A 26,218-nucleotide genomic window follows, 5' to 3' on the forward strand; every position below is an offset into this window, starting at 1 on the left:
CACTCGTTCCCGAGGCTGATGTCGGTCAGGCCCCGGTAAAGTCCAGAAACCGGCGGCTGAACAATGGCCTTGCCTCGTGACGTGCGATGAGAAGATCGCGCCAGGCGGCGGGATAATCGTCCACGGCCAGCATGTCTGTCGTTTCGTGGTCGATGCCGGGGGCAACTTCGAGCAAGGCGTCCAGATCGCTGAGATCGGGTTTGGGAAGCGTATTGCTGCGGCACGCCTGCCACATTTCAGCATAAAGACCTTCCAGTTTCGAAACCAGAAGCGGCGTGTCGAAGAGGAGGCAGTCGTCCCGGCTCTCGGTCAGGCGTTGACGAAGATCCCGCAGCGCTTGGCGGTCCTTGCCGAGGTCTGCTGCGCGTTTCACGTAATCTTCCGGCGTCTGACAGACGAGCTCCTGAAGACCGGCGGCAGTGACCAGGCTCGCACAGACCCGTGCGGCGAAACATTTTCCGGCAATCGTGAGGACCGGCACGCCCATCCAGAGGGCATCGGAGGCGGTGGTATGGGCGCCATAGGGGGTGGTGTCGAGGAAGAGGTCGGCAAGCGGATAACGTGCCAGATGGTCGGGGTTGGCCATCTTCCCGGCAAAAACCAGCCTGTCCGGAGCAATGCCTGCCGCTTCGGCACAAGCCTTGAGACGCTGGTCGGTTTCCGTGCCGCCGGTCAGCAGCCAGAGAACGCTTCCCGGTACCTTCTTCAGGATGGCGAACCAGCGGTCCAGGCAGAACCGCGTGATCTTGTGGCTGCCGTTGAAGCAGCAGAACACCGTGCCGTCTTCCGGCAGTCCGAAATCGGAGCGTTGCCAGATGCGCTCGGAAACGACGCGCTTGCGGTTGTTCGGCTGGTAGCAAGGCAGGCGCAGAACCTCTTCGGAATAATAGATTTCGTGGTCCTGCGGAATGATGATGTCGTCGGCGACGATATAGTGATGGAACGGACTGGCCGTCGTGCCTGGAAAACCGAGCCAGTTGACGATGACGGGAGCCGGACGCAGTGCGACCAGCCGCGTGCGGCCTTCCCGGGTATAGCCGTTTACGTCGATCAGGATCTGGATGCCGTCTTCGGCGATCAACCGCGCGGCAGCTTCGTCGTCTATGCCGGAAATGGTGCGCCAGTTGTCGGTGGTTTCCCGGAAATTCCGGCTGAGCGGATCATCCGCCGCCGGACCGCAATCATAGGCGAAGACCTCGACCTTGGACCGCTCATGCAGGCCGAACACTTCCGCCATCAGGTGACCGACGGCATGTTCGCGAAGATCGGACGACAGGTAACCGATCCGCAGCGGGCCGTCGTGCTCCATGGCTTTTGGCCATGCCTTCATGGGGGCGGTGGGCGTTCCGACGTCCTGGCGGCTGTAGTCGGCGCAAAGGCCAAGCTGAAATAGCGGGTCGTCGCTGAAGGCCGCCGCCGACAGGGGCGACATGGCCCGCACCTGCTGTGAAGGCGTTACCCGTTCCAGCGGCTGCACCACCGGCCACTCGCACTGGCGTTGCCGAAGGGCAATGAAATGCTGCGCGACTTCCCGTTGGTGCGGGTCGAGTTCCAGGCTCTGGCGCAGCATGCTTTCGGCTAGAACGTCCTGGTTGGCGGCTTCCAGCGTGCGGGCAATCTGGTTGAGGGCCGTCAGACGAACGGAGAGCGAAGCCGGCGTCACCGCAAGGGTCTGTTCCAGCACTGTGTTCCACTGGCCAACCGCCGCGCCGATATCCCCCTGCTGTTCCAGAACACGGCCGAGGTTTATATGGGCCGCATGAAAGCTCGGATTGAGGTTCAACGCGCGCTCCAGTGTCTCGCGCGCAGCCGCCAGCTTGCCGGTTTCGGAAAACAGCACAGACTGGTTGAAAAGCACTGCATACAGCAGTGGGTCATCCGGGTTCTGTGCCACCCAGGTGCCATAGAGAACTTCCGCGGCACCAAAGGAGCCGTTGCCTTTCAGGGCCTCGGCCGCGCCGATGAGTTCAACGATCGACAGGCTGGTTTCATTTGCCATTCGTGGCGGTCCTGGGTGTGTCTGGTGAGTCGGAATGATGGCGCAAGGATCAGGAGACCGCTACAGCCATGGCGGCGATTTGCTCAGGTGTCATGGTCGCGATCTGTGTCTCTGTGAAGTGTCCGATCTGGTCGGCGTCGAGCGCTTCGATCGACTGCGGGCCGAGGGCAGCGATCGCCTGCGCGCTGAGCGAACGGATCTGGGTTCCGGTGAGGCCGGACAGCTGGGCGTAAGACATGGCTCCGATGCGTTCCGGTGCCAGGGCACCCAGCTGCGTGACTGTCAGTGCTCCGACCTGGCGCGAGGTCAGCGCTCCGAACTGGGTGGACGACAGGATCGAGATTTCACTGCTGGTCAGGTTGGAAACCTGGTTTGCGCTGAGGGAGGCGATCTGGGATGGGGTCAAAGCCGTGAATTGCGCATTTGACAGGGCGCGCAACTGCACACGCACGAGACCGGCAAGTTGTGACGCGCTCATTTCGGCGATTTCATCCGGAGAAAGACCGGCCAGCGCGCTGGTGGAAATGGATCCGACCTGCGCAGCGCTCAGGCCGCTGATCTGGGTCAGGGTCAGCGCTTCGATCTGGTTTTCCGAAAGTCCCGCAATCGTCGACGGCAAAAGGGCGCCGATCATGGTCGAGGTGAAGGCGGTGAACTGGTCTGCAGACAAGGCGCCAATCTGGGTTGCCGTCATGCCGGAGACCGCCTCTCTGGCAAGAGCGAGAAGCTGTGCTGTCGCCAGACCGCCGATCTGGTCCGCGCTCAGACCGGAGATCGCCGACGCCGACAGATATTCCATCTGCGAGGTGGAGAGCGAGCTCAGTTGCGACAGCGTGAGGCCGGCAATGGCGGTGGCGGTCAGGGCCTCCAGTCCGGTCGAACCGAGGGCGCCAAGCTGACCTGAGTTGAACTGCGAGAGCTGCGCTGCCGTCAGTCCCTTGATGCCGCTGGCCGAAAGAGCCGTAATCTGTGCGGGCTTGAGCGCGGCCAACTGGTCGGTGGTCAGCGAGGCGACCTGTGCCCCTGTCAGGCCGCCGGCTGCGGCGGGCGTCAAAAGGCCAATGCGTGTGCTGGAAAGGGATGCGATCTGGCCGGTGTTCAGTCCGCTGATCGCAGTGGCCGACAGTGCGCCGAATTGCGGATCGGTGAAGGTGGCAAGCGTCGTTGGCGAAAGCCCGGCAAGCGCTGCTCCGGACAATCCCTCGATCTGGCTGGTCGTCAGAGCTGTGAGTTGGTCTTCCGACAGTGCACTGATTTGTGCCGCACTCAGGCCGGAAACAGCATTTTGGGACAGGGCCGAAACCTGTCCTGTTGTCAGAGCGGCCAGTTGAGGGGCGGACAGGGCACCGGCTGCCGAGCTGGAAAGGCCACCCATCTCGATCAGCGACAATTGAGAGACCCGCAGTGGCGTCAGCGTGCCGATCTGCGTTGCCGTCAAGGCTGCAGCCTGGGTGGCGGTCATGCTCGCCCATTGTCCGCCGGAGAAAGCTGCAAGGCTCGTTGCATCGAGTGCGGCAATCGTGGTTGTCGAAAGCCCGGCAACATGCTTTCCGCTGAACATGGCGAGCTGGCTGGCTGACAGCCAGGAGAATTGATCGGCCCCCAGACCGGACAGGCCGGAAGGTGTCAGCGCCGCAACCTGACGTGTGCCAAGCGCTCCGATCTGATCCTGGGTGAGAGCGCCGACTTGCGCTGCCGACAATCCCGCAATCTGTGTCGTTGCCAGTCCGGCTATCGTTGCGCTTTCAAGGGACGCGATCTGCGCTGGTTTGAGTGCAGCGAGCTGACCGGCGGTCAATGCGGAAAACTGCTCCCCGGACAATCTGGAAAGCACGGCAGTACCGCTTCCTGCCAGGGCTCCGGGAGCAATCGCGGCTACCTGATCCGGATCGAACCGGGAGATCTGTTCCGGCGAAAGGCTCGAGAGGACCGTGGACGAAAGTCCGCCGATACCGGCTGTCGACATTGCAGCGATCTGATTGCCGGTGAGGGCGGCGGCCTGCTCAGTTGTCAGGGCACCTGTCTGCCTTGCCGTGAGGGCCTTTACCTGATGCGTGCTGAGGCTGGCGATCGTGCCCGGCGCCAGGCTTGAAATGACGCTTGTGGAGAGGCCTGATATCTGCTCGGAGTTCAGCGACAGCAGTTTGTCCGTGCCAAGCTGGTCTGCCTGGATCGGGGTCAGACCGGCAAGGGCCTTCGAAGACAAGCCGGAGATCTGCTTGTCGGTAAGAGCACCCAGTTGGCCGGCACTCATGGCGCCGAGACCTTCGGCGGAAAGCCGCTGCATCTGCGTTTTCGACAGGCTCTCGATCTGCGTGGTCGATAGCGCTCCGACCTGATCGCCGTTCAGAAGGCCGATGGTGATTGCAGCGAGGCTGGATATCTGGCTGGTCGAAAGTGCGGAAACAGCTGCCGGAGCAAGGCCTTTCCAGGCTGCGGCTGAAAGCGCGTTCAATTGTGTTGTCGACAGGGAGGCGGTGGTCGCCGGGCTCAGGCCTGCAGCAGCGTCTCCGGATATGGAGCTGACCTGGGTGGTCGTCAGCCCGGCGATCTGGCTGGTCGTGAAAGATCCGATCTGATCAGCCGACAGCGATCCAATCTGTGTTCTCGTGAGCGCGCTGATCTGTGATGTGGAGAGGGAGGCGGTCTGTGTGGTGGTTAGTCCGGTCAGCGCCGCGGTGCTCAGACTGCTGGTCTGCGACCGTGACAGCGCCGCCATCTGCTCACTCGAAAAGGCTTCAAGGGCTTCATCACCCAGGCCCGCAATTTGTGTGGTGTTCAGGGCCGCAAGCTGTTCGTTGGTGAGGGCGGCTGCCTGAGTGGCCTTGAGCGCGCCGATCGTTCCGGCGCTGAGGCTTTTCACCTGTGTTGCCGACAGGGCGGATATCTGGCCGGTGCTGAAAGACTGGATCTGCGTGGTGGCGAGGCCCGCCATCGCCGTACCGGTCAAGGCGGCCAGCTGGGCATCGCTCAAGGTTGCAATTGCGGTTCGTGTCAGGCCCTTGATCCCGGTGGCCGAAAGGGCTGCGGTTTGGGTGGTGGTCAGCGCTTCCACCTGTGCCGTTGTCAGGCGGGTCACCTGCGCCGCGTTGAAACTGGCGACCTGGGGTGCTGTCAGCGCCGCGATCTGACCTGGCACCAGGGCTTCGAACTGGGTTGCGTTCAAGGCCTTCAACTGAACTCCGGTCAGGCCGTTCAACTGGGCTGTTGTCAGGCCCGACACGTCGGAGGCGGAAAGACCTGCGAGACCTGTTGCAGACAATGCGCCGATCTGCTTGTCGCTCAGCGCCAGGATCTGCTCGGGCGACAGCGCATCGACCTGATCGTCGGTCAGGCCTTTCATCTGTGTTGTTGTCAGGGAGCCGAGTTGTGTCGTCGTCAGGGCGGCGATGGCCTCTTCACGCAGGCCACCGATCGCGGCTGCCGTCAGTTCTCCAAACTGCGCGTTCGACAGAGAGCCTAGTTCGGTCGCCGTCACCGCCGCCATCTGCGTCTGGGTCAGGGCACGCAATTGCACGGAGCTGAACTGGGCCAGCTGGTCCGCGGACAATGCGGCGATCTGGGTCGCGCCGAGAGATGCGGTCTGTGTGGCTGTCAGTCCGGCAATCTGGGTTTTCTCAAGCCCCGCAATAACGTCGCTGTTCAGCCCGGCAAGCCCGGAGGCCGACAGCGAGCCGATCTGTTTGGCAGATAGCGCGGCCGCCTGGGTCGAAGAGAGCACTTCGGTCTGGGTGCTGTCGAGGGCGCCTAGTGCGGCAGGTGCAAGGCTTGCCACCTGTGTTGTCGACAGGGACGCAATCTGGTCTCGGGTCAGGCCCTTGGCCTGATTGGCGACAATGGATGTGATCTGCGTTGTCGTGAAGGCATCGAATTGCGCCGTACTCAACTGGCCGACGGCGGTGCTGGAAAGAGCTGAAACCTGTGTGTTGCTCAGCGCCGCAATCTGGTCCGGTGTCAGAGCAGCGATCTGGCCGGAGCCGAGGGAAGAAATGCCGGCTGCCGAAAGGGCGTTCAGGCGCTCGCCCTGCAGGGCGGAAACCTGAGCATCCGTCAGGCCGGCAGTGTTGCCGGCAAGGGCTGCAATCTGGGTCGTGGACAACGCCTGGAACTGATCCGACGACAGCGATGAAACCGCCGATGCGGTCAGGCTTTTCACCTGTGCGCCGGTGAGAGCCGCGACTTGCGTTGTCGACAGCGCGGCAAGCTGGTCCGTTCCAAGAGCGGCGATTGCCTGGCCCGAGAGACCGGCAATCTGGGTCGGGGCAAGCTGGCTGAGCTGGCTCGTCGAGAAAAACCCGATCTGGGTGCCGGTCAGGCCCGACAGGGCAGTGGCAGTCAGGCTTTCCAGCCTGTCTGGCGTCAGGGCCGCGATATGGCTTTCACTCAAACCGCGGATCTGCGCCGGGGCAAGATCGGCAAGTTGCGTGTTGCCGAGCGCCGCAAACTGCTCGGCACTCAGGCTTGCGAAGGCGGTTTCGGTCAGGCTCCGCAACTGGCTGGTCGACAGGTTCGACAGGAAGCTGCTCGACAGCGCTTCCATCTGCTCCGGTCCGAGAGCGGCAATCGTGGTGGTGGAAAAGCCCTTGATGGCGGTGCTGTTGAAGGCGGCGATCTGGTCGCTGCTGAGCTGGCGGATTGTCGTGCCATTCAGGGCTAGCGCCTGAGCATAGCCCATCGAGCCGATCTGCTCGGTGCTGAAAGTTCGGAGCTGTCCGGCGGAAAAGGCCCGCATCTGGGGAGTGGTCAGTGAGCGGACCTGCAGTGAACCGAGAGCGCCGATCTGGGTTTCATCCAGTGCGGCGATCATCGTGGTGCCGATGCCGCGCACCTGGTTGACGCTCAAGGCGCCGATCTGGTCGGTCGACAGGGCGTCGAACTGGGTCTCGTTGAACCCTGCGATCACGAAACTGGACAGGGCGCTCAGGCGTGTGCCGGTAAGAAGCGCGATCTGGGTTTCTTTCAGCGCCTTGCCCTGGGTCGCGGTGATCGAGGTCAGTTGGGTCTCTGTCAGCGCCTTGAACTGGTCTTCGGAAAACAGCGACAGGTCGCCGGCGGTCAGTCCCTGGAATTGTGTTGTGGTCAGACTGGCGACGCGGGTTTCGCTGAGGCCGGAAATGACCTCGTTGTTGAGCGAGGTGATCTGCGTTGCCGAGAAAGACGCGAACTGGTCCGCAGTCAGGGAGGCGACCTGCTGAGCCCCGAGGGCAGCTACCGCCGTCCGGGTCAATTGGCCGATCTGTGAGAAGTTCAGCGTGCCGAGCTGGGTCTCGTTCAGGTAACGCGTCTGGGTCTGGGTAAGGCCCTGGATCTGGGCCTTGCTGAAATTTGCGATCTGGGGAGCCGTCAGCGCGCCGATCTGCGTGGTCGTCATGGCGCCGATGGAGGTTCCGGAAAAAAACCTGATCTGCCCGGGGCTGAAGGTCTGGATCTGGTCCTCGGAGAAGGACTGGACCTGCCTGGTCGACAGCACGGAGACCTGCTGGGCCGTGAGCCCGGCTAGCTGGGAGGACGTCAGCGCGGATATTTCCGGCAGTGTCAGCCCTTTCACCTGGGTGGTCGACAGCGTGCCGATATGGGTGGCGGTCAGGGCGCCGAACTGGGTCGTCGTCAGTGCGGCGATGCTCTGGCTGCTGAGGGCCCGGAACTGGGTGCTGGCGAGCGACAGCAGCGTGTCGACGCTGATCGCCTTCACCTGCGACATCGTCAGGCTGCCCATGTGGGTGGTCGTCAGCTGGCCGGATTGTTCCGCCGTCATTGCCGCAACCTGGTCCACGGTCAGATTGCGGAATTGCGACACGCTCAGCATGCCAAGCTGGGTGCTGGCCATGCCGGAAAACTGTTCCAGGCTCAGGCCCGCCACTCTCGCGGGTGAAAGCGCCTTCACCTGCAGGCTGGTCAGTGCTGAAATATCGTCAGAGCCGAAATGCGAAAACTGGCTGTCGGAAAACCCGGCAAGGACGGATGTCGCAAAGCTCTTGACCTGACCGGGCGAAAACGCCTCGATCTGTGTTCCGGAAAGATCCTGGATCTGGGTGGCCGAAAGGGCGGCGATCTGGGGTGCCGTCAGCGCCTGCAACTCGCTCGCGGAGAAGGCGGCAAGGTCCTCCGCCGTCAGTTGCCGGATCTGGGTGGTGGTCAGCGCGCGGATATGGTCCGCGTCGTCGGTGCTGACTTCCTGGTAGGTGATCGCATCGTAACTGGCGAGCGTCTGGGACGAGGTGAGGGTGCTGGTTCCAGATCCCGTCGCCGTTTGTCCGGAAGTTGTATCGGAAGATGGCTCCTCCGTGGCCGGAGACACCGACGTGCTTGCAGGTGAGACGTAGAAGGTTGCCGCGCTGGGCGTGGCGTTGATTGTCGTCACTTAAGGAGGTTCCAGAAAGCCCCATAGCGGGCCGAAGGCTGCTCAGCAACTTCCGTGCCAGTGCCTGTTTTTGCGAAAAACGCTGATTTCTCCTGTTGAATGGATGCTGGCTGTTGGCTCCGTCGGACAAAATCTGCCGCTGTCCCCAGGTAAAATTCGCCCGGTGCTGGTGGTGCGCTCGGCAGGAAATGCCCTGGCGCGGCCATGCCATGGGCCGGCATTGGCTGAGGGGTCTCCGAGCAAACGCAGCTTGATGGAGAAGCTGTCTGGCGGAATTGGCCGAGAGATTTTGATCCGCGGCAGCTTTGTAATACTGCCGGGCGTCTTTGGCACGGCGTGTGCTAGGCGCGATTTAACGGCCGAGCGGGTAGGCGGCCGGGCTTTCGCAGCTACCCTGGAACACACCACGTCATGTCCCTTCCCATACTGATCACCGGAAGTGCCGGTCTTATCGGGTCCGCCCTTGTGGACACGCTGACGGCGCTGGGCCGTCCTGTCCGTACGTTTGATGTTGCCGATGCTGGGCAGGACAGCCGCGACGGCGCTGCGGTTGAAGACGCGGTGCGGGGCTGCAGCGGCGTTATTCACCTGGCAGCAGTGTCCCGGGTGCTTTGGGGCGAGCATAATCCCGTGCTATGCCGGGACGTGAATGTCGGGGGAACCCGCAACGTTCTTGCAGCTGCTGCAAGTAGCGGGAGCCGTCCCTGGGTCCTCTTCGGCAGCAGCCGGGAAGCCTATGGGCCGGTCACGCAATTTCCGGCTGATGAAGACACTGCACGCTGCCCGATGAATGTCTACGGACGGTCAAAGCTGGCAGGCGAGAAGCTGGTGGAGGCAGCCCAGGAGGCCGGTGTCAAGGCCGCTATCCTGCGGTTCTCGAACGTCTATGGCCGGATTTCCGATCATGCGGACCGTGTTGTTCCCGCCTTCGCAAGAGCCGCCGCCGAAGGGCGGAGATTGCAGGTCGAGGGCCGCAATCATGTCTTCGACTTCAATTATCTGGATGATGTCGTTGACGGTATCCTGAAGATGGTCACTTTCATCGAGGCGGAACGGAAGGCGCCGCCACCTGTGCAATTCGTCTCCGGGGTCGGCACCAGCCTGACCGAACTTGCCGAAGCCAGCGTACGGCTTGCCGGAACGGACGCCGAAATCCACCATGTCGGGCCGCGCAGCTTCGACGTCAACGGCTTCGTCGGGTCGGGGGAAAGAGCACGGCAATTGCTCGGCTGGCAAACGAAGACAAGCATAGAGGAAGGGCTTGCGCATATGGTTCGGGCCTTTGCGGACGCAAATGGCAAGGCGCAGCTTGCAGAGCCTGCATGTGCCTACAGTGCAGGTGCTACTGACCCCGGTCTGTCCGCTGTTTGATTGCTGTTTCTTGAGCTGCTGCCGGTTGAAACGACCGGCCTGGCTTGCCCTGTTGCCATGAATCGGATTAGCTGCAGGAAAGCGTGGCCAATGGCGCCATCTTGCTTCTGCAACGCTTGCCCGCGATTTGCAATTACCTGATATCCTTGGGGAAATTTCTTCCGTCAATCGCCGTAAAGCGGATTTTTGATTGACGTATGTCAGAATGCTGCGCGACATTGTCTCCCTGTCGGTCAGCGGGTATCCGGTCGATCCCGTGGGGGCGCCCGGACGCTGATCGGCGTTGAAGTGGTGGATCATCTTGTCTGCGTTCACGAGAACGCGGGATGGTCCGGGAGACGTAATGGTCAAGCCAACCGTACACGATATCGCCCGCGAGGCCGGGGTCAGCCTGTCGACCGTCGACCGGGTCTTGAACGGGCGTGCGGATGTGCGCCCGAAGAACGCGGAGCGGGTGAAGGAAGCTGTTCGCAAGCTCGGCTATGTGCGCGATACCAATGCGGCCAATCTCGCCAGGCAGCGACAGTACAAATTCGTGTTCGTTCTTCCCGAAGGGCCCAATCATTTCGTCGAAACGCTGGTGGCTGCGGTCGAAGAAGCGTCCGGTGCGCAGGTGGCGGACCGGACCGACGTCAGCGTGTTGCTGGTCGACGCCGCCGATCCGCACGCGGTTGTCGACAAGCTGAAGACCCTGGACCTGTCCGAACTGGACGGCGTTGCCATGATGGTTCCGGAAACACCGCAGGTGCGCGATGCCATCGCGCATATCAAGAGTGCAGGTGTTTACGTCGTCGCGCTGGTGTCGGACCTGCCGAACTCGAAGTGCCACTATTTTGCAGGTGTCGACAATTTCTCCGCCGGCAAGACCGCAGGGGCGCTGTTGGGCAAGTTCTTGCGCAACGAGACCGGCAGCATCCTGGTGGTGACCAATTCCATGGTGGCGCGCGACAGTATCGAGCGCCGCTTCGGTCTGGACGAAGTGCTGTCGCGGGACTTTCCGCAACTGAAAACCCTGCCGACGATCGAATTCTACGACGATCCGGACCGGATCCATGAAACCCTTGACCACGCGCTCAAGGCACATCCGGAGCTGAAGGCGGTTTATTCCATGGGGTCGGGCAATGCGGCCATGCTGGATGCATTGCGTGAGCATGGCGTTGCCGGACGGTTTGTGGTGATCGCTCACGATCTGACGCCCGTAACGCGGCAGGCTCTTGCCGATGGCGAACTTGATGCTGTCATCGCCCAGAATGTCGGGCATCTCGTGCGCAGTGCCCTGCGGGTCTTGCGGGCCAAATGCGACGGCACGGACATCTATGAGGCGCAGGAAAAGATCCGGATCGAGATCATCATGCGCGAAAACCTCTATTAAGGCTGACCGTTCCGGCCAAGAGTTCTGTCCCCTAAAAATAAGTAAAATCAATGCCTTGCCCTGTGTTTTCGGCATGGTTCAGGTCTGATTAGTTTCGAAAAGAAAGACGTATGTCAGTTTTTTGATTGACGTGACATACGTATGTCAGATAGCGTGAGCCTGCACTTGGAGGAGTGCTGCGGTCCGGCATGCGCCGGCACGCGACCATTCGGGAGGACTTCACCCATGAAAACTGCGAAACTTCTCGCGGCAACCGCCATTGTTGCGGTTAGCGGACTATCTGTTTCCAATGCGCAGGCCGATGAGCTGACGCTGTGCTGGGCGGCCTGGGATCCGGCCAACGCGCTGGTCGAGCTGTCGAAGGAATTTGAAGCCGAATACGGCCACACCATGAATTTCGAATTCGTGCCCTGGCCGAACTTCGCCGACCGCATGCTGAACGAGCTGAACTCCGGCGGCAAACTGTGCGATCTGCTGATCGGCGACAGCCAGTGGATCGGCGGCGGCGCGGAAAACGGCCATTACGTCAAGCTGAATGACTTCTTCGAGAAGGAAGGCATCAGCATGGACGATTTCGCTCCGGCGACAGTCTATGCCTATTCCACCTGGCCCAAGGGCGAGCCGAACTACTATGCGCTGCCGGCCATGGGCGATGCCAACGGCTGGTTCTATCGCAAGGACTGGTTCGAAATGCCGGACATTCAGGCTGCCTTCAAGGAGAAGCACGGCCGTGACCTGGCTCCGCCCAAGACGCAAGCTGAGCTTCTGGAAGTCGCACAGTTCTTCCAGGGACGCGAGATCGACGGTCAGACCCGGTACGGCGCGTCCATCTTCACCGAGCGCGGCTCGGAAGGCATCACCATGGGCGCGACCAGCGCGCTCTATCCATTCGGCTTCAAATACGAGATGACGCCGGGCAAATACGACATGGAAGGTGCGGTCAACTCGCCCGAAGCCGTGGCGGGACTGGAGTTCTACAAGGAACTCTACAAGACCGGCACGCCCCCGGGCTACACCGACAGCTACATGGAACAGTCCCTCGATGCCTTCAAGTCGGGGCAGGTGGCCATGGCCATGAACTGGTTCGCCTTCTTCCCCGGCCTCTATGCCGACCCGGATGTGGGCGGGGACAAGATCGGCTTCTTCGTCAATCCCGGCCAGAACCGGGAAGCCTCGACGCTCGGCGGGCAGGGCATCTCCGTGGTGGCCTATTCCGACAAGCAGGATGCGGCGCTTGAGTACATCAAGTGGTTCGCACAGCCGAGCGTTCAGAAGAAGTGGTGGGATCTCGGTGGCTATTCCTGCCATGTCAGCGTCCTCAGCGATCCGAGCTTCCCGGACAGTGCGCCGTTTGCGTCCGACTTCCTTCTGGCCATGGATAACGTGATGGATTTCTGGCAGGAGCCGGCTTACGCCGAACTGCTGCTGGCGATGCAAAAGCGCCTTCATGACTATGTGGTTGCCGACCAGGGCACCGCCCAGGAAGCGCTCGACAAGCTGATCGCCGACTGGACCGAAACCTTCGAGGACGAAGGCAAGCTCTGACGGCTCCAGGCGAACCCTGACGATGCCAATGCGCTTGTCAGGGTTTGACCTGCCCTTGTCTCAGCAGATGGCCGGTCTTTTGGTGGCCAACTCCTGATCCTGCCTCTGCGGACGGCCCGCCTTCTGGCGGGCTGTCTCACCCTGAAAGACCGGCCGTCCCGGCCCGTGCTTTCCGGAACCGTTTCTCAAGAAGAGCGTCTCATGTCCGACACCCCGATAGACCGAGTAGCAAAGGCAACGCCGCCCACCGTTGCCGCGAAAATCCGAGGGCTTTCCGACCGTACGATTGCCTGGCTTTTTGTCGCCCCGACAATTTTCCTGCTGCTTGCGGTCAATATCTTCCCGCTGATCTGGACGATCAATCTCAGTTTCACGAATTTCCGGGCCAATCGGCCCAACCGCGATGTCGAATACATCGGCCTGCGCAATTACGAGCGCATCCTGACCGATGGCGACATCTGGCTGACCATGCAGGCGACCGCGCATTTCCTGTTCTGGACCATCGTCCTGCAGGTGCTGATCGGTTTCACCCTGGCCTGGCTGATCAACCGGAAATTCAAGGGCAACGATCTGTGGACCACCCTGATCGTGCTGCCGATGATGTTGTCGCCGGCCGTTGTCGGCAATTTCTGGACCTTTCTCTACCAGCCGCAGATCGGTCTCTTCAATTACGGTGTGTCCTTCTTCACCGGGGTCGATCCGGCATCCTTCCAGATGATCGGCGACGTGGCGCTCGCGCCCTGGGCCATCGTGATCGTCGATACCTGGATGTGGACCCCCTTCGTGATGCTCATCTGTCTGGCAGGCCTGCGATCGATACCGGACTATATCTACGAGGCCGCGGAAATCGATCGGGCCAGCAAGTGGCGCCAGTTCTGGACGATCACTGTGCCCATGGTGCTGCCCTTCCTCATGCTGGCAGTCCTGTTCCGCGGCATCGAGAACTTCAAGATGTTCGATCTTGTGGTGCAGCTCACCGGCGGTGGCCCCGGCTCCGTGACCGAACTCACCTCCATCAACCTGAAGCGTGAAGCCTTCGAGAAGTGGCGCACCGGCTATGCCTCCGCCTACGCGATCGTCCTGTTCGTGACTGTCTTCGGCCTCGCCTCGATCTACGTCAAAGCCCTGAACAAGGTGAAGGAAAGATGAGCAGCTATTCCATCACAGAACCGTCTTCGCGGCAGAAGTGGGCGGCCGGGTCGCTGGTCATCGCCTACGCGGTCATCACCCTGCTGCCGCTGGTCTGGATCCTGACGACAGGGTTCAAGTCTCCGGTCGATGCCATCGCCTATCCTCCGAAGGTGCTCTTCGAGCCGTCTCTGGAAGGCTACGTCAACCTCTTCACCACCCGCACCCGCGTGTCGCCGGAACAGCTTCAGGCCCTGCCGCCGCCCGCTACCTGGTACGAGGAAATCGTTCGCAACCGCGACATGGTGATCGCGGGCCCCTCCCGCTACGGCGAAAGGTTCCTGAATTCGGTTATCATCGGATTTGGCTCCACCTTCCTGTCGGTGTTCCTCGGAACGCTCGCCGCCTATGCCTTTTCAAGGTTCAAGGTGCCGCTAAAGGACGACCTGCTGTTCTTCATCCTGTCGACAAGAATGATGCCGCCGATCGCGGTCGCGATCCCGATCTTTCTGATGTTCCGCACCCTTGGTCTGTCGGATACGCACCTGGGCATGATCCTGCTCTATACGGCGGTCAATATCTCGCTTGCGGTCTGGCTGCTGAAGGGCTTCATCGACGAGATCCCGCGAGAATACGAGGAAGCGGCGCTGATCGACGGCTACACCCGCTTCCAGGCGTTCTACAAGGTGGTGTTGCCGCAGGCGGCAACGGGCATCGCCTCGACGGCCATCTTCTGCCTGATCTTCTCGTGGAACGAATATGCCTTCGCGGTGCTGCTGACCTCCGGTACGGCCCAGACGGCTCCCCCCTTCATTCCGACCATCATCGGCGTCGGCGGCCAAGACTGGCCGGCGGTCGCGGCAGGGGCAACCCTGTTCCTGGTGCCGGTCATGGTCTTCACCATCCTGCTTCGCAAACATCTCCTGCGCGGCATCACCTTCGGAGCGGTCCGCAAATGATCAGCGATTTCATGAGCGGCCTCGTCCGCCTGCGCCGCGGGTCCTGGGAAATGCTCGCATCCCTTCTGATCGCCATTGGTGTGATCATGCTGATGCAGCCGGTCTTCCTGTGGGCCTACACCTATTCCTTCATTGTTACGCTGACCGGAACAGTCATGTTCATCATCGTCAGCCACTTTCCGGAGTGACTGTCTTGGCAGAGATCGTAATCAGAAACCTTCGGAAGGAATTCGGCGACTTCACTGCCGTGCAGTCGTCTTCCTTCAAGATCGAGGACGGTGAGTTCTTCATGCTGCTCGGCCCGTCCGGCTGTGGCAAGACCACCACCTTGCGCATGATTGCCGGGCTGGAGCTGCCGACGTCAGGCGAGATCTATATCGACGGCGAGGAAGTCGGCCAACGGCCGGCGAGCCAGCGCGATATCGCCTTCGTCTTCCAGATGTTCGCCCTCTACCCGCACATGAATGTGCGCAAGAACATCTCCTATCCTCTGGTCAGCCAGGGCATGCCGAAACAACAGGTTGCCGAGAAGGTGGCGGAAGTTGCCCGCATTCTCGGGATCGAGAAGATCCTCGATCGGCCAGTGGGCGGGCTTTCCGGCGGCGATCGACAGCGTGTCGCGCTCGGCCGGGCCATCGTCCGGGATCCGAAAGCCTTCATGATGGACGAGCCGCTCGGTGCGCTCGATGCGGAGTTCCGCGAGCATATGGCCGAGGAGCTACGGGCCCTGCATGACCGCATGGGCGCCACCACTGTCTATGTCACCCACGACCAGCTGGAGGCCATGCAGATGGGCGACAAGATCGTGGTCATGAACCATGGCGTCATCGAGCAGTTCGGCACGCCGCAGGATATCTACGACAAGCCGGCAACCATGTTCGTTGCCGACTTCATCGGCTCGCCGCCGATGAACTTCCTGCGCTTTCACGGCGAGATCCATGCGGGCGCGTCCAAGGTGATGATGCATCACGAGGAACTGGACGTGCCGCGGCTGATGGAACCCTTTGAAGGAGACATGGTCTTCGGCATCCGTCCGGAGCACATCAGGCTCAACGACAGCGGATCCTACCGAGGCGAGGTTCTGGCCGCCGAATATCTCGGCACCACGCAGATCGTCACGTTGAAGACCGCCTCCGGTGAACTGAAGGCCCGCATTCCCTCAGACCAGCCTGTTCGCGCCGGTGAATTTGTCGGCCTCGAATTCAACGGATCAACGGTGACACTGTTCGACAATCAGTCGGGGCGGGCGCTGCGGTCGGAACTGAACGAGGGAGTGCTTGCTCATGGCTGAAGTCAGGCTGTCAGGCCTCACCAAGCGGTTCGGCGATACGCTCGCTGTCGATGAGGTGAGCATGAACATCCCCAACGGCGCCTTCGTGACGCTGCTGGGGCCGACAGGGGCCGGGAAGACCACCATCCTGCGTCTGATCGCGGGACTGGAACAGCCGGACGCGGGCGACGTCGTCATCGCGGGGCGGTCGGTGGTTGGCGACACGCCGGCGCAGCGCAACGTCGCCATGGTGTTCCAGCAGTATTCGCTCTATCCGCACATGAGCGTGCGGGAGAACCTGGCATTTCCGCTTCGCTCGCCCTTGCTCAAGACGCCTGCGGACGAGATCGACCGCAAGGTTGCCGAAGTGGCCGAAGTCTTGCGCATTTCACACAAGCTTGCCAACAAGGCGACCAACCTTTCCGGCGGCGAAATGCAGCGGGTGTCCATCGGCCGGGCACTGGTGCGCGATCCGTCCATCTATCTCATGGACGAACCGCTTTCCTCGCTCGATGCCAAGTTGCGGTCGGACCTGCGCATCGAGTTGAAGCGCATCCAGGAAAGCCTGGGGGCGACGTTGCTTTACGTGACCCATGACCAGATCGAGGCCATGACCATGGCAACGCACGTCGGTGTTCTCGATCATGGCCGCCTGGTGCAATTCGGATCGCCGCGCGAGATCTACGAGAACCCGGTCAATCTTTATGTCGCCGGGCGTCTCGGCCAGCCACGCATCAACGTGCTGCCGGCCGATCTTTTTGCCGGTGCGCCGAGCGGTGCCAGGACCATTGGTCTGCGTCCGGAGCATATCGCGCAAGGCGAGGGCAAGGTATCGGAAGTTCGCCGGGTCGAACATCTGGGTGATCAGACCCGGCTGCATCTATCTCTGGATGGACATTCCGTCGTAACGCTGTCAGACAGCCACACCGCCCTGGAACCGGGCGACACTCTCGCCATTCAACCAAGAAATCCGCTTTTCTTCGACGCCAGCGGCGCTCGCATTTCCTGAGGAGACGGGACATGAAGCAATTCATCAATACCAAGGAAACGCTCGTCACCGAAGCGATTGACGGCATGCTGCGCACGGCCGGTGGGCGGCTCGCCCGTCTCGACGGCTATCCGCATATCAAGGTGGTGGTGCGCACCGACTGGGACAAATCCAAGGTGGCGCTTGTCTCCGGAGGCGGCTCTGGTCATGAGCCAAGCCATGCAGGTTTCGTCGGCCAGGGCATGCTCACGGCGGCCGTCTGCGGCGAGGTGTTTGCATCTCCCTCCGTGGATGCCGTGCTGGCGGGAATTCTGGCCGTTACAGGCAAGGCCGGCTGCCTGCTGATCGTCAAGAACTACACCGGCGACCGGCTGAACTTCGGTCTTGCGGCCGAGCGGGCCCGTTCCTTCGGACTGAAGGTCAACATGGTGATTGTCGATGACGACGTTGCCCTGCCGGACCTGCCGCAGGCGCGCGGTGTCGCCGGTACGCTGTTCGTGCACAAGATCGCCGGAGCGCTCGCCGATCAGGGCGCGGATCTGGAGACGATTACCGAGGCGGCGAAGAAAACCATCGGCGGTGCGATCTCGATCGGCATGTCGCTGGACACCTGCACGGTGCCTGGCTCGCCCAAGGAAGACCGGATTGCCCATGGCAAGGCGGAGCTCGGGCTTGGCATTCACGGCGAGGCGGGGATCGAGCAGGTTGATTATTCGAATGCCCGCGCCGCCATGGCCATGGTGGTGGACCGGCTTGCACCGAACCTCGCACCCGGACCTCATGTGGCGATCGTGAACAACCTGGGCAGCACGACACCTCTTGAAATGTCGGTGCTTCTGGAAGAGCTCACGGCCTCGCGCATCGGCAGCCAGATCCGCTGGGTCATCGGCCCCGCGGCGATGATGACTTCGCTCGACATGCATGGGTTCTCGGTGTCGCTGCTGCCGGTCGGCAAGACGGAAGAAGCCCTGCTGCAGGCGCCGGTCGCACCCTGGGCGTGGCCCGGCTGCCTTGCGCTTGGCGCTGTGTCGGTGCTGCCGCTGCCGGACGGTCTGACGCCGATCCAGCCGCTGCCGTCCAAGAACCCGGAGACGCGGAAGTTCATCGAACGCTGCTGCGACATCCTGATCGCGGCCGAGGACGATCTCAATGCGCTTGATGCCAAGTCGGGCGACGGCGATACGGGCAGCACGCTTGCCACTGCCGCCCGCGCGCTGGTGAAGGCGCTCGACCGGTTGCCGCTGGCGGATCTCACCCAGCTCTACCGGGCCATCGGTCTGGAACTCAGCCAGACGATGGGCGGGTCTTCCGGTGTCCTGCTGGCGATCTTCTTTGCCGCTGCCGGCGATGCGTCCTCCAGCGGCCGTGGGGCCATTGGAGCGCTGAAAGCGGGCCTTGACCGGATCATGCAGGTGGGCGGCGCCCAGCCGGGTGACCGCACCATGATCGACGCCCTGCTGCCGGCGCTCAACGCTCTGGAAAACGGTGTCGAGGCGGCTGCTGCCGAAGCCCGTCAGGGCGCGGACGCCACGTCGCGGATCACGCGGGCGCGCGCGGGCAGGGCATCCTATGTCTCGGAGGCGAACCTCTCTGGTTACAATGATCCGGGCGCGGAGGCCGTCGCCCGGCTGTTCGAGCAACTGACCCTCTCACCGGCCCTTACCTCCAAGTCCGCGTAGGCCGGCACCTGACCGGCAGGCCGGGCTTCGAGCCCACGGCCTGCCGGTGCTTTCCCTGATTTTCCATTCCATTGAACCAGCCCCTGGTCGCGTGTCCACGCCAATGGTGTTCCGGCGTTCGGATAACCCGCAAGTCCCGGGACATTGCGATCTCCGGCAGGCTTTCCACAAATTCCCGTTGGCTTGATGCTACCGCCTTGATGCCCTTGCGTTAGGTAAGGTGCCTGTCGGCATGCCGGCTGGCGGGTCTTCCTTTGCAGGAAGTGGCAGGGTTGATGATAAAGACGTTTTCTGTCCATTCTTCTCACGGAAACCCTTGCCTTCGGGATTGATCCATCACAAACTCCGGCAAATTTTACGGGATCTTGTGATGCTTTTGCGGCTGACCAGAATGTATAACTTTCCGATTGGTCGCCTGCATGCAAAGCTCAAGGCGAAGGGAGTGAACCAGGTCGCCAAATAGAGCTTGAAAAAAGTTATGTAATATAACTATTATAGATCATCATCTGATCGGAGGGAGGAATCCGGTCAGGTTTTGAAGTTGATCGAACAGGGAGGAAACCATGATCAACTTGCATAAGCAGTTTGCCAAACTGGCTGTGGCTGCGACTGTCTCCGCAATCGCACTTGGCGGGAGCATGTCGTCCACACTTGCGCAGGAAGTCACGCTGCGCCTGCACCAGTTTTTGCCGGCTCAGGCCAATGTACCCAAGAACGTTCTCGACCCCTGGGCCGACAAGATCGAAGCGGAATCCGGTGGGCGCATCAAGATCGAGCGTTATCCGGCCATGCAGCTGGGCGGCAAGCCGCCGGAGCTGATCGACCAGGTCGTCGATGGTGTCGTTGATATCGTCTGGACCGTTGCCGGTTACACTCCGGGCCGCTTCCCGCGCGCAGAAGTGTTCGAGCTTCCGTTCACGATGACGGATGCGGAGACCATGTCCCGCGCCTACTGGAAGCTTGCCGAAGAAACGATGATGGATGAGGACTTCGCGCGCTTCAAGCCGCTGGCCCTCTGGGTTCATGGACCCGGTGTCATCCACTCCAGCAAGCCGATCGTCGCGCTGTCCGACCTGAACGGCGTCAAGCTTCGCGCACCGACCCGTGTCACCAACAAGCTGTTCTCCAATCTGGGTGCGACGCCGATCGGCATGCCGGTTCCGGCCATTCCGGAAGCGCTCAGCAAGGGTGTTGTCGATGCGACGGTTATTCCGTGGGAAGTCGTCGGCGCGCTGAAGGTGAACGAGCTGGTCAAGAACCACACCGAGTTCCCGGGCAAGGCGCTCTACACCACGTCCTTCATCTTCGGGATGAACAAGGACAAGTACGACAGCCTGCCGGACGACCTGAAGGCCATCATCGACGCTAACTCCGGTGAGGAATTCTCTGCCTTCGCCGGCAAGCAGATGCAGGCCGATGATGCCGGCCCGCGGGCCGCAGCCGTGGAGATGGGCAACAACATCATCACGCTGACGGACGAGCAGGCTGCCGAGTGGGAAGCCGCCGCTCAGGGCACCATCGACGAGTGGTACGCCGAAATGGATGCCAAGGGCATCGACGGCAAGGCGCTGCAGGCCCGTGCCGAAGCGCTGATGGCCAACTGACCGTCATGAAGCAGCCCTCCGGAACCAGGTGTTCCGGAGGGCATCCTTCGACAGGATACACGTAAAATGCTGCTCACTCTGGTGGAGCGTCTCGCGCGCTTCATGGCCATCCTTGGCGGTCTGGTTCTGACAGCGCTGATCGGGCTGACCTGTGTCAGCGTGCTTGGCCGCGGGCTGAACACATTCGGTCATTCCGAATTTATGACCTCGCTGTCCGAAAGCGCCGCCAACGCGCTGATCGCGACCGGTGTCGGTCCGGTTTCCGGCGATTTCGAGCTGGTCGAAGCGGGGATCAGCTTCACCATTTTCGCCTTTCTGCCCATCTGCCAGCTTAAGCGGGGGCACGCCACCGTGGACGTCTTCGCCGGCAGTTTTCCGCGCTGGATGAACCGGTGGCTGGAAGTCGTGTGGGAGGTTCTCCTCAGCTTGCTGATCTTCCTGATCACCTGGCGGCTGTTCGTCGGCATGGAAGACAAGATGCGCTACAACGAAACCACCTTCCTGCTGCAGTTTCCGATCTGGTGGGCCTTCGCGCTCAGCTTTGCCGCCGCCGCTGTTGCCTCCGTCGTCGCGCTCTACTGCGCCGTCGCCAAGGTGCTTGAACTGATCACCGGCCGGCGTTTCACGCCCGATGCCGAGGGAGGGGTCCATTGAGCCTGCTTGAACTCGGCTATCTGTCGTTTCCCGTTCTTCTGCTGCTTATCTTCCTGCGGGCGCCGATCGGCCTTGCCATGATGATTTGCGGTCTGGGTGGTCTCTATCTTGCGACCGGCAGTTCCAACATCATTCTCGCCAAGCTGAAGTCGGAGACCTATTCCACCTTCTCCAGCTACTCGCTGACGATCATTCCGATGTTCCTGCTGATGGGGCAGTTCGCGACCCACTCCGGCATGTCGTCGTCTCTCTTCAAGGCCGCCGTAAGCTGGCTCGGCCACCGCAAGGGCGGTGTTGCCATGGCTGCGGTCGGGGCCTGCGCGGGCTTTGGCGCCATCTGCGGATCGTCACTGGCAACCGCCGCCACCATGAGCCGTGTCGCCCTGCCGGAACTGCGCCGCTACGGCTATTCCGGCGGCTTTTCGACGGCAACGCTGGCCGCCGGCGGCACGCTCGGCATTCTCATTCCGCCGTCGGTCATCCTGGTGATCTATGCCATCCTGACCGAACAGAACATCGCCAAGCTGTTCCTGGCTGCCTTCATTCCGGGCATTCTGGCGGCCATCGGCTACATGATCACCATCTCGATCTATGTCCGCCTCAATCCCGGCTCCGCCGGAACGCGTGAGCCGGTGCCTTATGCGGAGCGCATGCGTGCGCTGATGGACGTCTGGCCCGTGCTGCTGGTGTTCGGGCTTGTGGTCGGTGGCATCTATCTGGGCTGGTTTACCCCGACCGAGGGCGCAGCCGTCGGTGCGGCCGGAACGGGCATCATCGCGCTCATTTCCGGCAACCTGACCTGGAAGGTCTTTGTCGACAGCATGATCCAGACGGCCATGAGCACGGCGATGATCTTCTTCATCGTGCTCGGTGCCGGCTTCTACAACAGCTTCCTGGCACTCAGCCAGCTGCCGCAGGAACTCTCCGGCTGGGTCGTTGGCCAGGGCTTCAGTCCGCTTGTCGTTCTGACACTGATCCTGCTGTTCTACCTGGTCTTCGGTTGCCTCATGGACAGCCTGTCGATGATCCTTCTGACCATCCCGATCTTCTTTCCGGTGATCAGCGTGCTCGACTTCGGCATGAGCCCGGAACACGTTGCCATCTGGTTCGGTATCCTGGTGCTGATCGTTGTCGAAGTGGGGCTGATAACACCGCCCGTCGGCATGAACCTATTCATCATCAACGCGATGGATCGGTCGACGCCGATGAAGGAAACCTACAAGGCGGTTCTCTGGTTCGTAACGTCCGACATAGTCCGCGTGATCCTGTTGGTCCTCTTTCCGTCAATCACCCTGTTCCTTCTGGCTGGCTAACCCAGCCGGAAGGAGTGCGCCCTTTCGGCGTATCAAAATAGGTATGAGATATAACAATGATGACTAAAACCAATTCAGAGGCTGTGCCATGCTGATATCCGGACAAGCGGCTTTCGTGACAGGTGGCGGCAGTGGCCTCGGGGCCGCGACAGCCCGTCATTTTGCGAGCCAGGGCGCGAAAGTTGCGATCCTTGATTTCGATATCGACCGGGCCCGCACTGTGGCGGAAGAAATCGGCGGCTTCGCCGTTCAGGCCGACGTCAGCGACGAGGCAGCCGTAGGCGCTGCACTCGACGAAGCGATCGGGTTGCTCGGTGAAACGCCGCGCGTTGTCGTCAACTGCGCCGGCGTCGGCTTTGCCGCGCGCATCGTCGGCCGGGAAGGCAAGCTCTCCTTCGATACCTTTGAAAAGACGCTGAAGGTCAATCTCTTCGGCACGTTCAATGTCATGAGCCATGCCGCAAGACGCCTCATGGACGTGGAACCGCTGGAAAACGGCGAGCGTGGCGTGATCGTCAATACGGCATCGGTCGCCTTCGAGGACGGCCAGCTGGGCCAGGCTGCCTATTCGGCGTCCAAGGGCGGCATTGCCGCCATGTGTCTGCCGGCAGCGCGGGAGTTTGCCCAGCACGGCATCCGCGTGATGGCCATTGCGCCGGGTCTGTTCAGAACGCCGATGATGGAAGGCCTGCCGGAAGAGGTCTCAGCCAAGATCACGGCCAACATTCCGTTCCCGCCACGTCTTGGCGAGCCGGAGGAATTCGCCCTGCTTGCCGGGCACATCGTGACCAACCCGTTCCTGAACGGCACGACCATCCGCCTGGATGGCGCCGTGCGTCTGCCGCCGCGCTGAGGAGACACCGATGACAGAACCGATGCTGAAAATTGAGATTTCCGATAGCGTCGCGACCCTGACCATGAACCGTCCGGACAAGCGCAACGCCATGTGCGACGAGCTGCTTGGGGCCATTGACGGCTTTTTCCTGTCTCCGCCCGCCGAGGTGAAGGCGGTGGTCATCACCGGCACGGCCGGGCATTTCTGCTCGGGCCTTGATCTGTCCGAGCATGTGGCCCGCGACGCGGAAGGAACCATGCGCCATTCGCGTGGCTGGCACCAGGTGATGGACCGGATCCAGTTCGGCGGATTGCCGGTGGTATCCGCCATGTTCGGCGCCGTCATCGGCGGCGGTCTGGAACTGGCCAGTGCCACCCACGTGCGTGTTGCCGAAACCTCCGCGTTCTTCCAGCTGCCGGAAGGCCGCAGGGGCATCTTCGTCGGTGGTGGCGCTTCCGTGCGCGTGGGCCGCATTCTGGGCGCGGACCGGATGACCGAGATGATGCTGACCGGCCGCAAGTACAACGCGGACGAAGGCCTGGCTCTGGGCCTTGCTCATTACACAGTCGGCGAGGGAGAGGCTCTGGCCAAGGCACAGGACCTGGCAGGCCGGATCGCTTCCAACGCGCCGCTGTCCAACTACATCATGATCCAGGCGCTGGCGCGCATTGCGGACATGTCCAAGACGGACGGTCTCTTTACCGAGAGCCTGTGTGCCGCGATTACACAGACCAGCCCGGACGCGCTGGAAGGCCTTGCCGCCTTCCTGGAAAAGCGCAACCCGACCTTCAGGTGATCTCATGAGGAAAACCGCGATGGAACCGGAGACCGAGACCGGAATTGTCAACGTCAGCGACAGGACCCTGCGCGCGCTTTACGGCTATCAGATGAAGCGGACGTTCAACGTCATTCAGTCGGACCTGAGCCGCACCCTGAAGCCGTTCGACCTGCGCATGCTGACCTATACCGCCCTTGTGCTGATCGTCGACAACCCGGGCCTGCGACAGTCCCAACTGGCCGAGGCCATGGATATCGAGCGGCCCAACCTGGTCGTGATTGTCGACGAACTGGAGCGGCGTGACCTGATCATCCGTGACCGGTTGCCGAGTGACCGCAGGGCCTATGCGTTGAAGGCGACACTGGCCGGTCGCCGGCTGTGTGAAAAGGCAATCGCCGCGGTCATGGAGCACGAGAAGATGCTGCTCAACGGTATCAGCAAGGACGCGTTGAGTGTCGCCACCAAGGTGATGCAGATGATTGAAAGCAACCGCCAACGGGAAGACTGACATGAAGTTTCGGGAGGAGACGATCATGAAGCGCACCACGGAATTTCTGCGCCACTCGGTCGAGCGGGAAGACCGTCCGGATGGCAGCATTCTGCTGCGGTCCACCTATCCGCTGAGCCCGGTGGTCGAGCGGACGGGAGACTGGCTGCACCAATGGGCGGGGGAAGCTCCGGACAGGGTGTTTCTGGCCGAACGCAGCGGCGCCGGCTGGCGCGAGGAAAGCTATGCGGGCATCCTGGAAAAGGTTCGGGCGATCGGTGCCGCGCTCCTGGCAAGGGGCATGGGGGCAAATACGCCGATCCTGATCATGTCCGGCAACGGCGTCGATCACGGCATTCTTGCGCTTGCCGCCCAGTATGTCGGAGTGCCGGTGGTGCCGGTGGCCGAGCAGTATTCGCTCATTCACGGTGCCCATGGCCGCCTGCGCGAGGCGATCAACCTCATCAAGCCAAAAATGGCCTATGTGGTGGATGCCGACCAATACGGTGAGGCGTTGAACCTTGCGGAGCTGGCTCAGGTCGAGATCGTCGCCAGCCGCCCGGGAAGCCGGAACGTTACCGCCTTCGCAGATCTTCTGAAGGGAGACGGCAGCGTCGATGTCGACAGCGCTTTTGCGGCCGTCACGCCGGATACGGTCGGCAAGATCCTGATGACCTCCGGCTCGACCTCCAGCCCGAAGGGCGTTCTGACCACCCACCGGATGATGTGCGTGAACCAGGCCCAGCTTGCTGACTCCATGCCGTTCCTGCGCAAGCGTCCGCCGGTGATCGTCGACTGGCTGCCCTGGAACCACGTTTTCGGCGGCTCGCATAATTTCAACATGATGCTGGCCAACGGTGGCAGTCTCTACATTGACGACGGCAAGCCGGTGAAGGGCCTGTTCGAACGAACGGTGGAGAACCTGTCGTTGAAGACCGGTACGCTGGTGTTCAACGTGCCGCTTGGCTTCGGCATGCTGCTGAAGGCACTGGAAGCGGACGCGGATCTGCGTCAGCGCTTCTTCGAGGATCTGGACCTGATCTTCTATGCAGGGGCCTCCCTGCCGCAGGAGGTCTGGTCCGGATTTGAGCGCATGGCGATGGAGGTCAAGGGCGAGGTGCCCTTGATGACGTCTTCCTGGGGACTGACCGAAACAGCGCCCTCGGCCCTGATGCAGCAGGAACCTGCCCCCCACTCCGGCATTGTCGGTGTTCCGGTGAGCGGCGTCACCGTCAAGCTTTTACCCGATGCGGACATGCGCTGCGAAGTCCGCGTGAAGGGCCCCAACGTGATGCCCGGCTATCTCAACGATCCTGAAAAGACCGCCGCGGCCTTCGATGAAGAAGGGTTCTTCATCACCGGGGATGCGATGCTGTTTCTTGATCCGGCAGACGCAAACAAGGGCATGCGCTTTGACGGCCGGATATCGGAAGACTTCAAGCTGCAGTCCGGCACCTGGGTGCGGGCGGCGCAGCTGAAGCTGGACATGCTGTCCCGTCTCGCACCGCTTGCCGCAGACCTGATCATCACCGGCGCCGATCGGAATCAGATCGGAGTGATGATCTTCCCGAATGTCGCGGAGCTCACCCGGGAAGGCTTTGACCTCAACGATGATGACGGTGCTTTCCGCTGCAAGCTGCTGCAGGGCGAAATCCACCGCCGGCTTTCGGCGCGCGCCCGCGAGATCAGCGGCAGCTCGACACTGGTGTCCCGCGCCATCGTGCTGTCTCAGCCGGCTTCCATGCCCGAAGGCGAGATGACCGCCAAGGGCAATCTGAACATCCGAAAGGTTCTGGCGCGCCGCGAGGCCCTGCTGGAACGGCTTTACACCGACGATGACCCTGCTGTGGTCACACTCTGATTGAGGAGCGCTTG

Annotated in this window: 18 protein-coding genes; 16 read left to right on the forward strand and 2 right to left on the reverse strand. The window is 61.7% G+C overall.

Annotated elements, in window-relative coordinates:
- Window positions 1–25: 25 nt before the first annotated feature.
- Together ACYQ6M_RS02305 and ACYQ6M_RS02310 are read right to left on the reverse strand one after the other, a co-directional pair.
- Window positions 26–1,999, reverse strand: a complete 1,974-nt coding sequence (locus tag ACYQ6M_RS02305) for an O-linked N-acetylglucosamine transferase, SPINDLY family protein (RefSeq protein WP_460071899.1) — start codon at window positions 1,997–1,999, stop codon at window positions 26–28.
- A gap of 49 nt (window positions 2,000–2,048) precedes the next feature.
- A complete protein-coding gene (locus ACYQ6M_RS02310) occupies window positions 2,049–8,360 on the reverse strand; it encodes a beta strand repeat-containing protein (protein ID WP_460071901.1) in 6,312 nt (2,103 codons plus the stop codon).
- A gap of 411 nt (window positions 8,361–8,771) precedes the next feature.
- On the opposite strand from ACYQ6M_RS02310, the gene ACYQ6M_RS02315 reads away from it, so the two are divergent.
- The 16 genes from ACYQ6M_RS02315 to ACYQ6M_RS02390 all read left to right on the forward strand — a co-directional run bounded on the left by ACYQ6M_RS02315 (window position 8,772) and on the right by ACYQ6M_RS02390 (window position 26,204).
- A complete protein-coding gene (locus ACYQ6M_RS02315; RefSeq protein ID WP_460071903.1) occupies window positions 8,772–9,731 on the forward strand; it encodes an NAD-dependent epimerase/dehydratase family protein in 960 nt (319 codons plus the stop codon).
- Window positions 9,732–10,074: 343 nt separating this feature from the next.
- Window positions 10,075–11,103 carry a LacI family DNA-binding transcriptional regulator gene (locus tag ACYQ6M_RS02320; protein WP_023003179.1) on the forward strand — a complete coding sequence of 343 codons (1,029 nt, stop codon included), beginning with the start codon at window positions 10,075–10,077 and terminating at the stop codon, window positions 11,101–11,103.
- Window positions 11,104–11,328: 225 nt separating this feature from the next.
- Window positions 11,329–12,648 (forward strand): ABC transporter substrate-binding protein, encoded by a 1,320-nt coding sequence (locus ACYQ6M_RS02325; protein WP_023003180.1) that lies wholly within the window; start codon window positions 11,329–11,331, stop codon window positions 12,646–12,648.
- A 201-nt stretch (window positions 12,649–12,849) separates the two neighbouring features.
- Complete coding sequence (locus ACYQ6M_RS02330; RefSeq protein WP_031270370.1) at window positions 12,850–13,797, forward strand: carbohydrate ABC transporter permease; 948 nt, start codon at window positions 12,850–12,852, stop codon at window positions 13,795–13,797.
- Window positions 13,794–14,735: a carbohydrate ABC transporter permease gene (locus ACYQ6M_RS02335; protein ID WP_460071906.1), complete on the forward strand. Its 942-nt coding sequence runs from the start codon at window positions 13,794–13,796 to the stop codon at window positions 14,733–14,735. Before ACYQ6M_RS02330 ends, ACYQ6M_RS02335 begins: the two co-directional genes overlap by 4 nt.
- Window positions 14,732–14,923, forward strand: a complete 192-nt coding sequence (locus ACYQ6M_RS02340) for a hypothetical protein (protein WP_023003183.1) — start codon at window positions 14,732–14,734, stop codon at window positions 14,921–14,923. The genes ACYQ6M_RS02335 and ACYQ6M_RS02340 overlap by 4 nt, the downstream gene beginning before the upstream one ends.
- A 5-nt stretch (window positions 14,924–14,928) precedes the next feature.
- Window positions 14,929–16,026 (forward strand): ABC transporter ATP-binding protein, encoded by a 1,098-nt coding sequence (locus ACYQ6M_RS02345; RefSeq protein WP_460071908.1) that lies wholly within the window; start codon window positions 14,929–14,931, stop codon window positions 16,024–16,026.
- Entirely contained in the window at window positions 16,019–17,014 is a 996-nt protein-coding gene (locus ACYQ6M_RS02350; protein WP_460071911.1) for an ABC transporter ATP-binding protein, read from the forward strand. The genes ACYQ6M_RS02345 and ACYQ6M_RS02350 overlap by 8 nt, the downstream gene beginning before the upstream one ends.
- A gap of 11 nt (window positions 17,015–17,025) precedes the next feature.
- Window positions 17,026–18,672, forward strand: coding sequence for a dihydroxyacetone kinase subunit DhaK (locus tag ACYQ6M_RS02355; RefSeq protein ID WP_460071913.1), 1,647 nt, complete (start codon window positions 17,026–17,028; stop codon window positions 18,670–18,672).
- A gap of 563 nt (window positions 18,673–19,235) precedes the next feature.
- Window positions 19,236–20,276 (forward strand): TRAP transporter substrate-binding protein, encoded by a 1,041-nt coding sequence (locus ACYQ6M_RS02360; RefSeq protein WP_023003188.1) that lies wholly within the window; start codon window positions 19,236–19,238, stop codon window positions 20,274–20,276.
- A gap of 66 nt (window positions 20,277–20,342) precedes the next feature.
- A complete protein-coding gene (locus ACYQ6M_RS02365; RefSeq protein WP_023003189.1) occupies window positions 20,343–20,930 on the forward strand; it encodes a TRAP transporter small permease in 588 nt (195 codons plus the stop codon).
- Window positions 20,927–22,243: a TRAP transporter large permease gene (locus tag ACYQ6M_RS02370; protein ID WP_460071916.1), complete on the forward strand. Its 1,317-nt coding sequence runs from the start codon at window positions 20,927–20,929 to the stop codon at window positions 22,241–22,243. Before ACYQ6M_RS02365 ends, ACYQ6M_RS02370 begins: the two co-directional genes overlap by 4 nt.
- An 88-nt stretch (window positions 22,244–22,331) precedes the next feature.
- Window positions 22,332–23,096 (forward strand): SDR family NAD(P)-dependent oxidoreductase, encoded by a 765-nt coding sequence (locus ACYQ6M_RS02375; RefSeq protein ID WP_055656147.1) that lies wholly within the window; start codon window positions 22,332–22,334, stop codon window positions 23,094–23,096.
- 10 nt (window positions 23,097–23,106) lie between these two features.
- The gene (locus ACYQ6M_RS02380; RefSeq protein ID WP_031270371.1) at window positions 23,107–23,874 is read left to right on the forward strand and encodes a crotonase/enoyl-CoA hydratase family protein; all 768 of its coding nucleotides are present in this window, start codon (window positions 23,107–23,109) and stop codon (window positions 23,872–23,874) included.
- Between the two features lie 19 nt (window positions 23,875–23,893).
- On the forward strand, window positions 23,894–24,364 hold the full coding sequence (locus ACYQ6M_RS02385) for a MarR family winged helix-turn-helix transcriptional regulator (RefSeq protein ID WP_208984233.1): 471 nt from the start codon (window positions 23,894–23,896) through the stop codon (window positions 24,362–24,364).
- A gap of 25 nt (window positions 24,365–24,389) precedes the next feature.
- Window positions 24,390–26,204, forward strand: a complete 1,815-nt coding sequence (locus tag ACYQ6M_RS02390) for a feruloyl-CoA synthase (RefSeq protein WP_460071919.1) — start codon at window positions 24,390–24,392, stop codon at window positions 26,202–26,204.
- Window positions 26,205–26,218 lie beyond the last annotated feature (14 nt).

The organism is Roseibium sp. ROS1 (assembly GCF_054658215.1).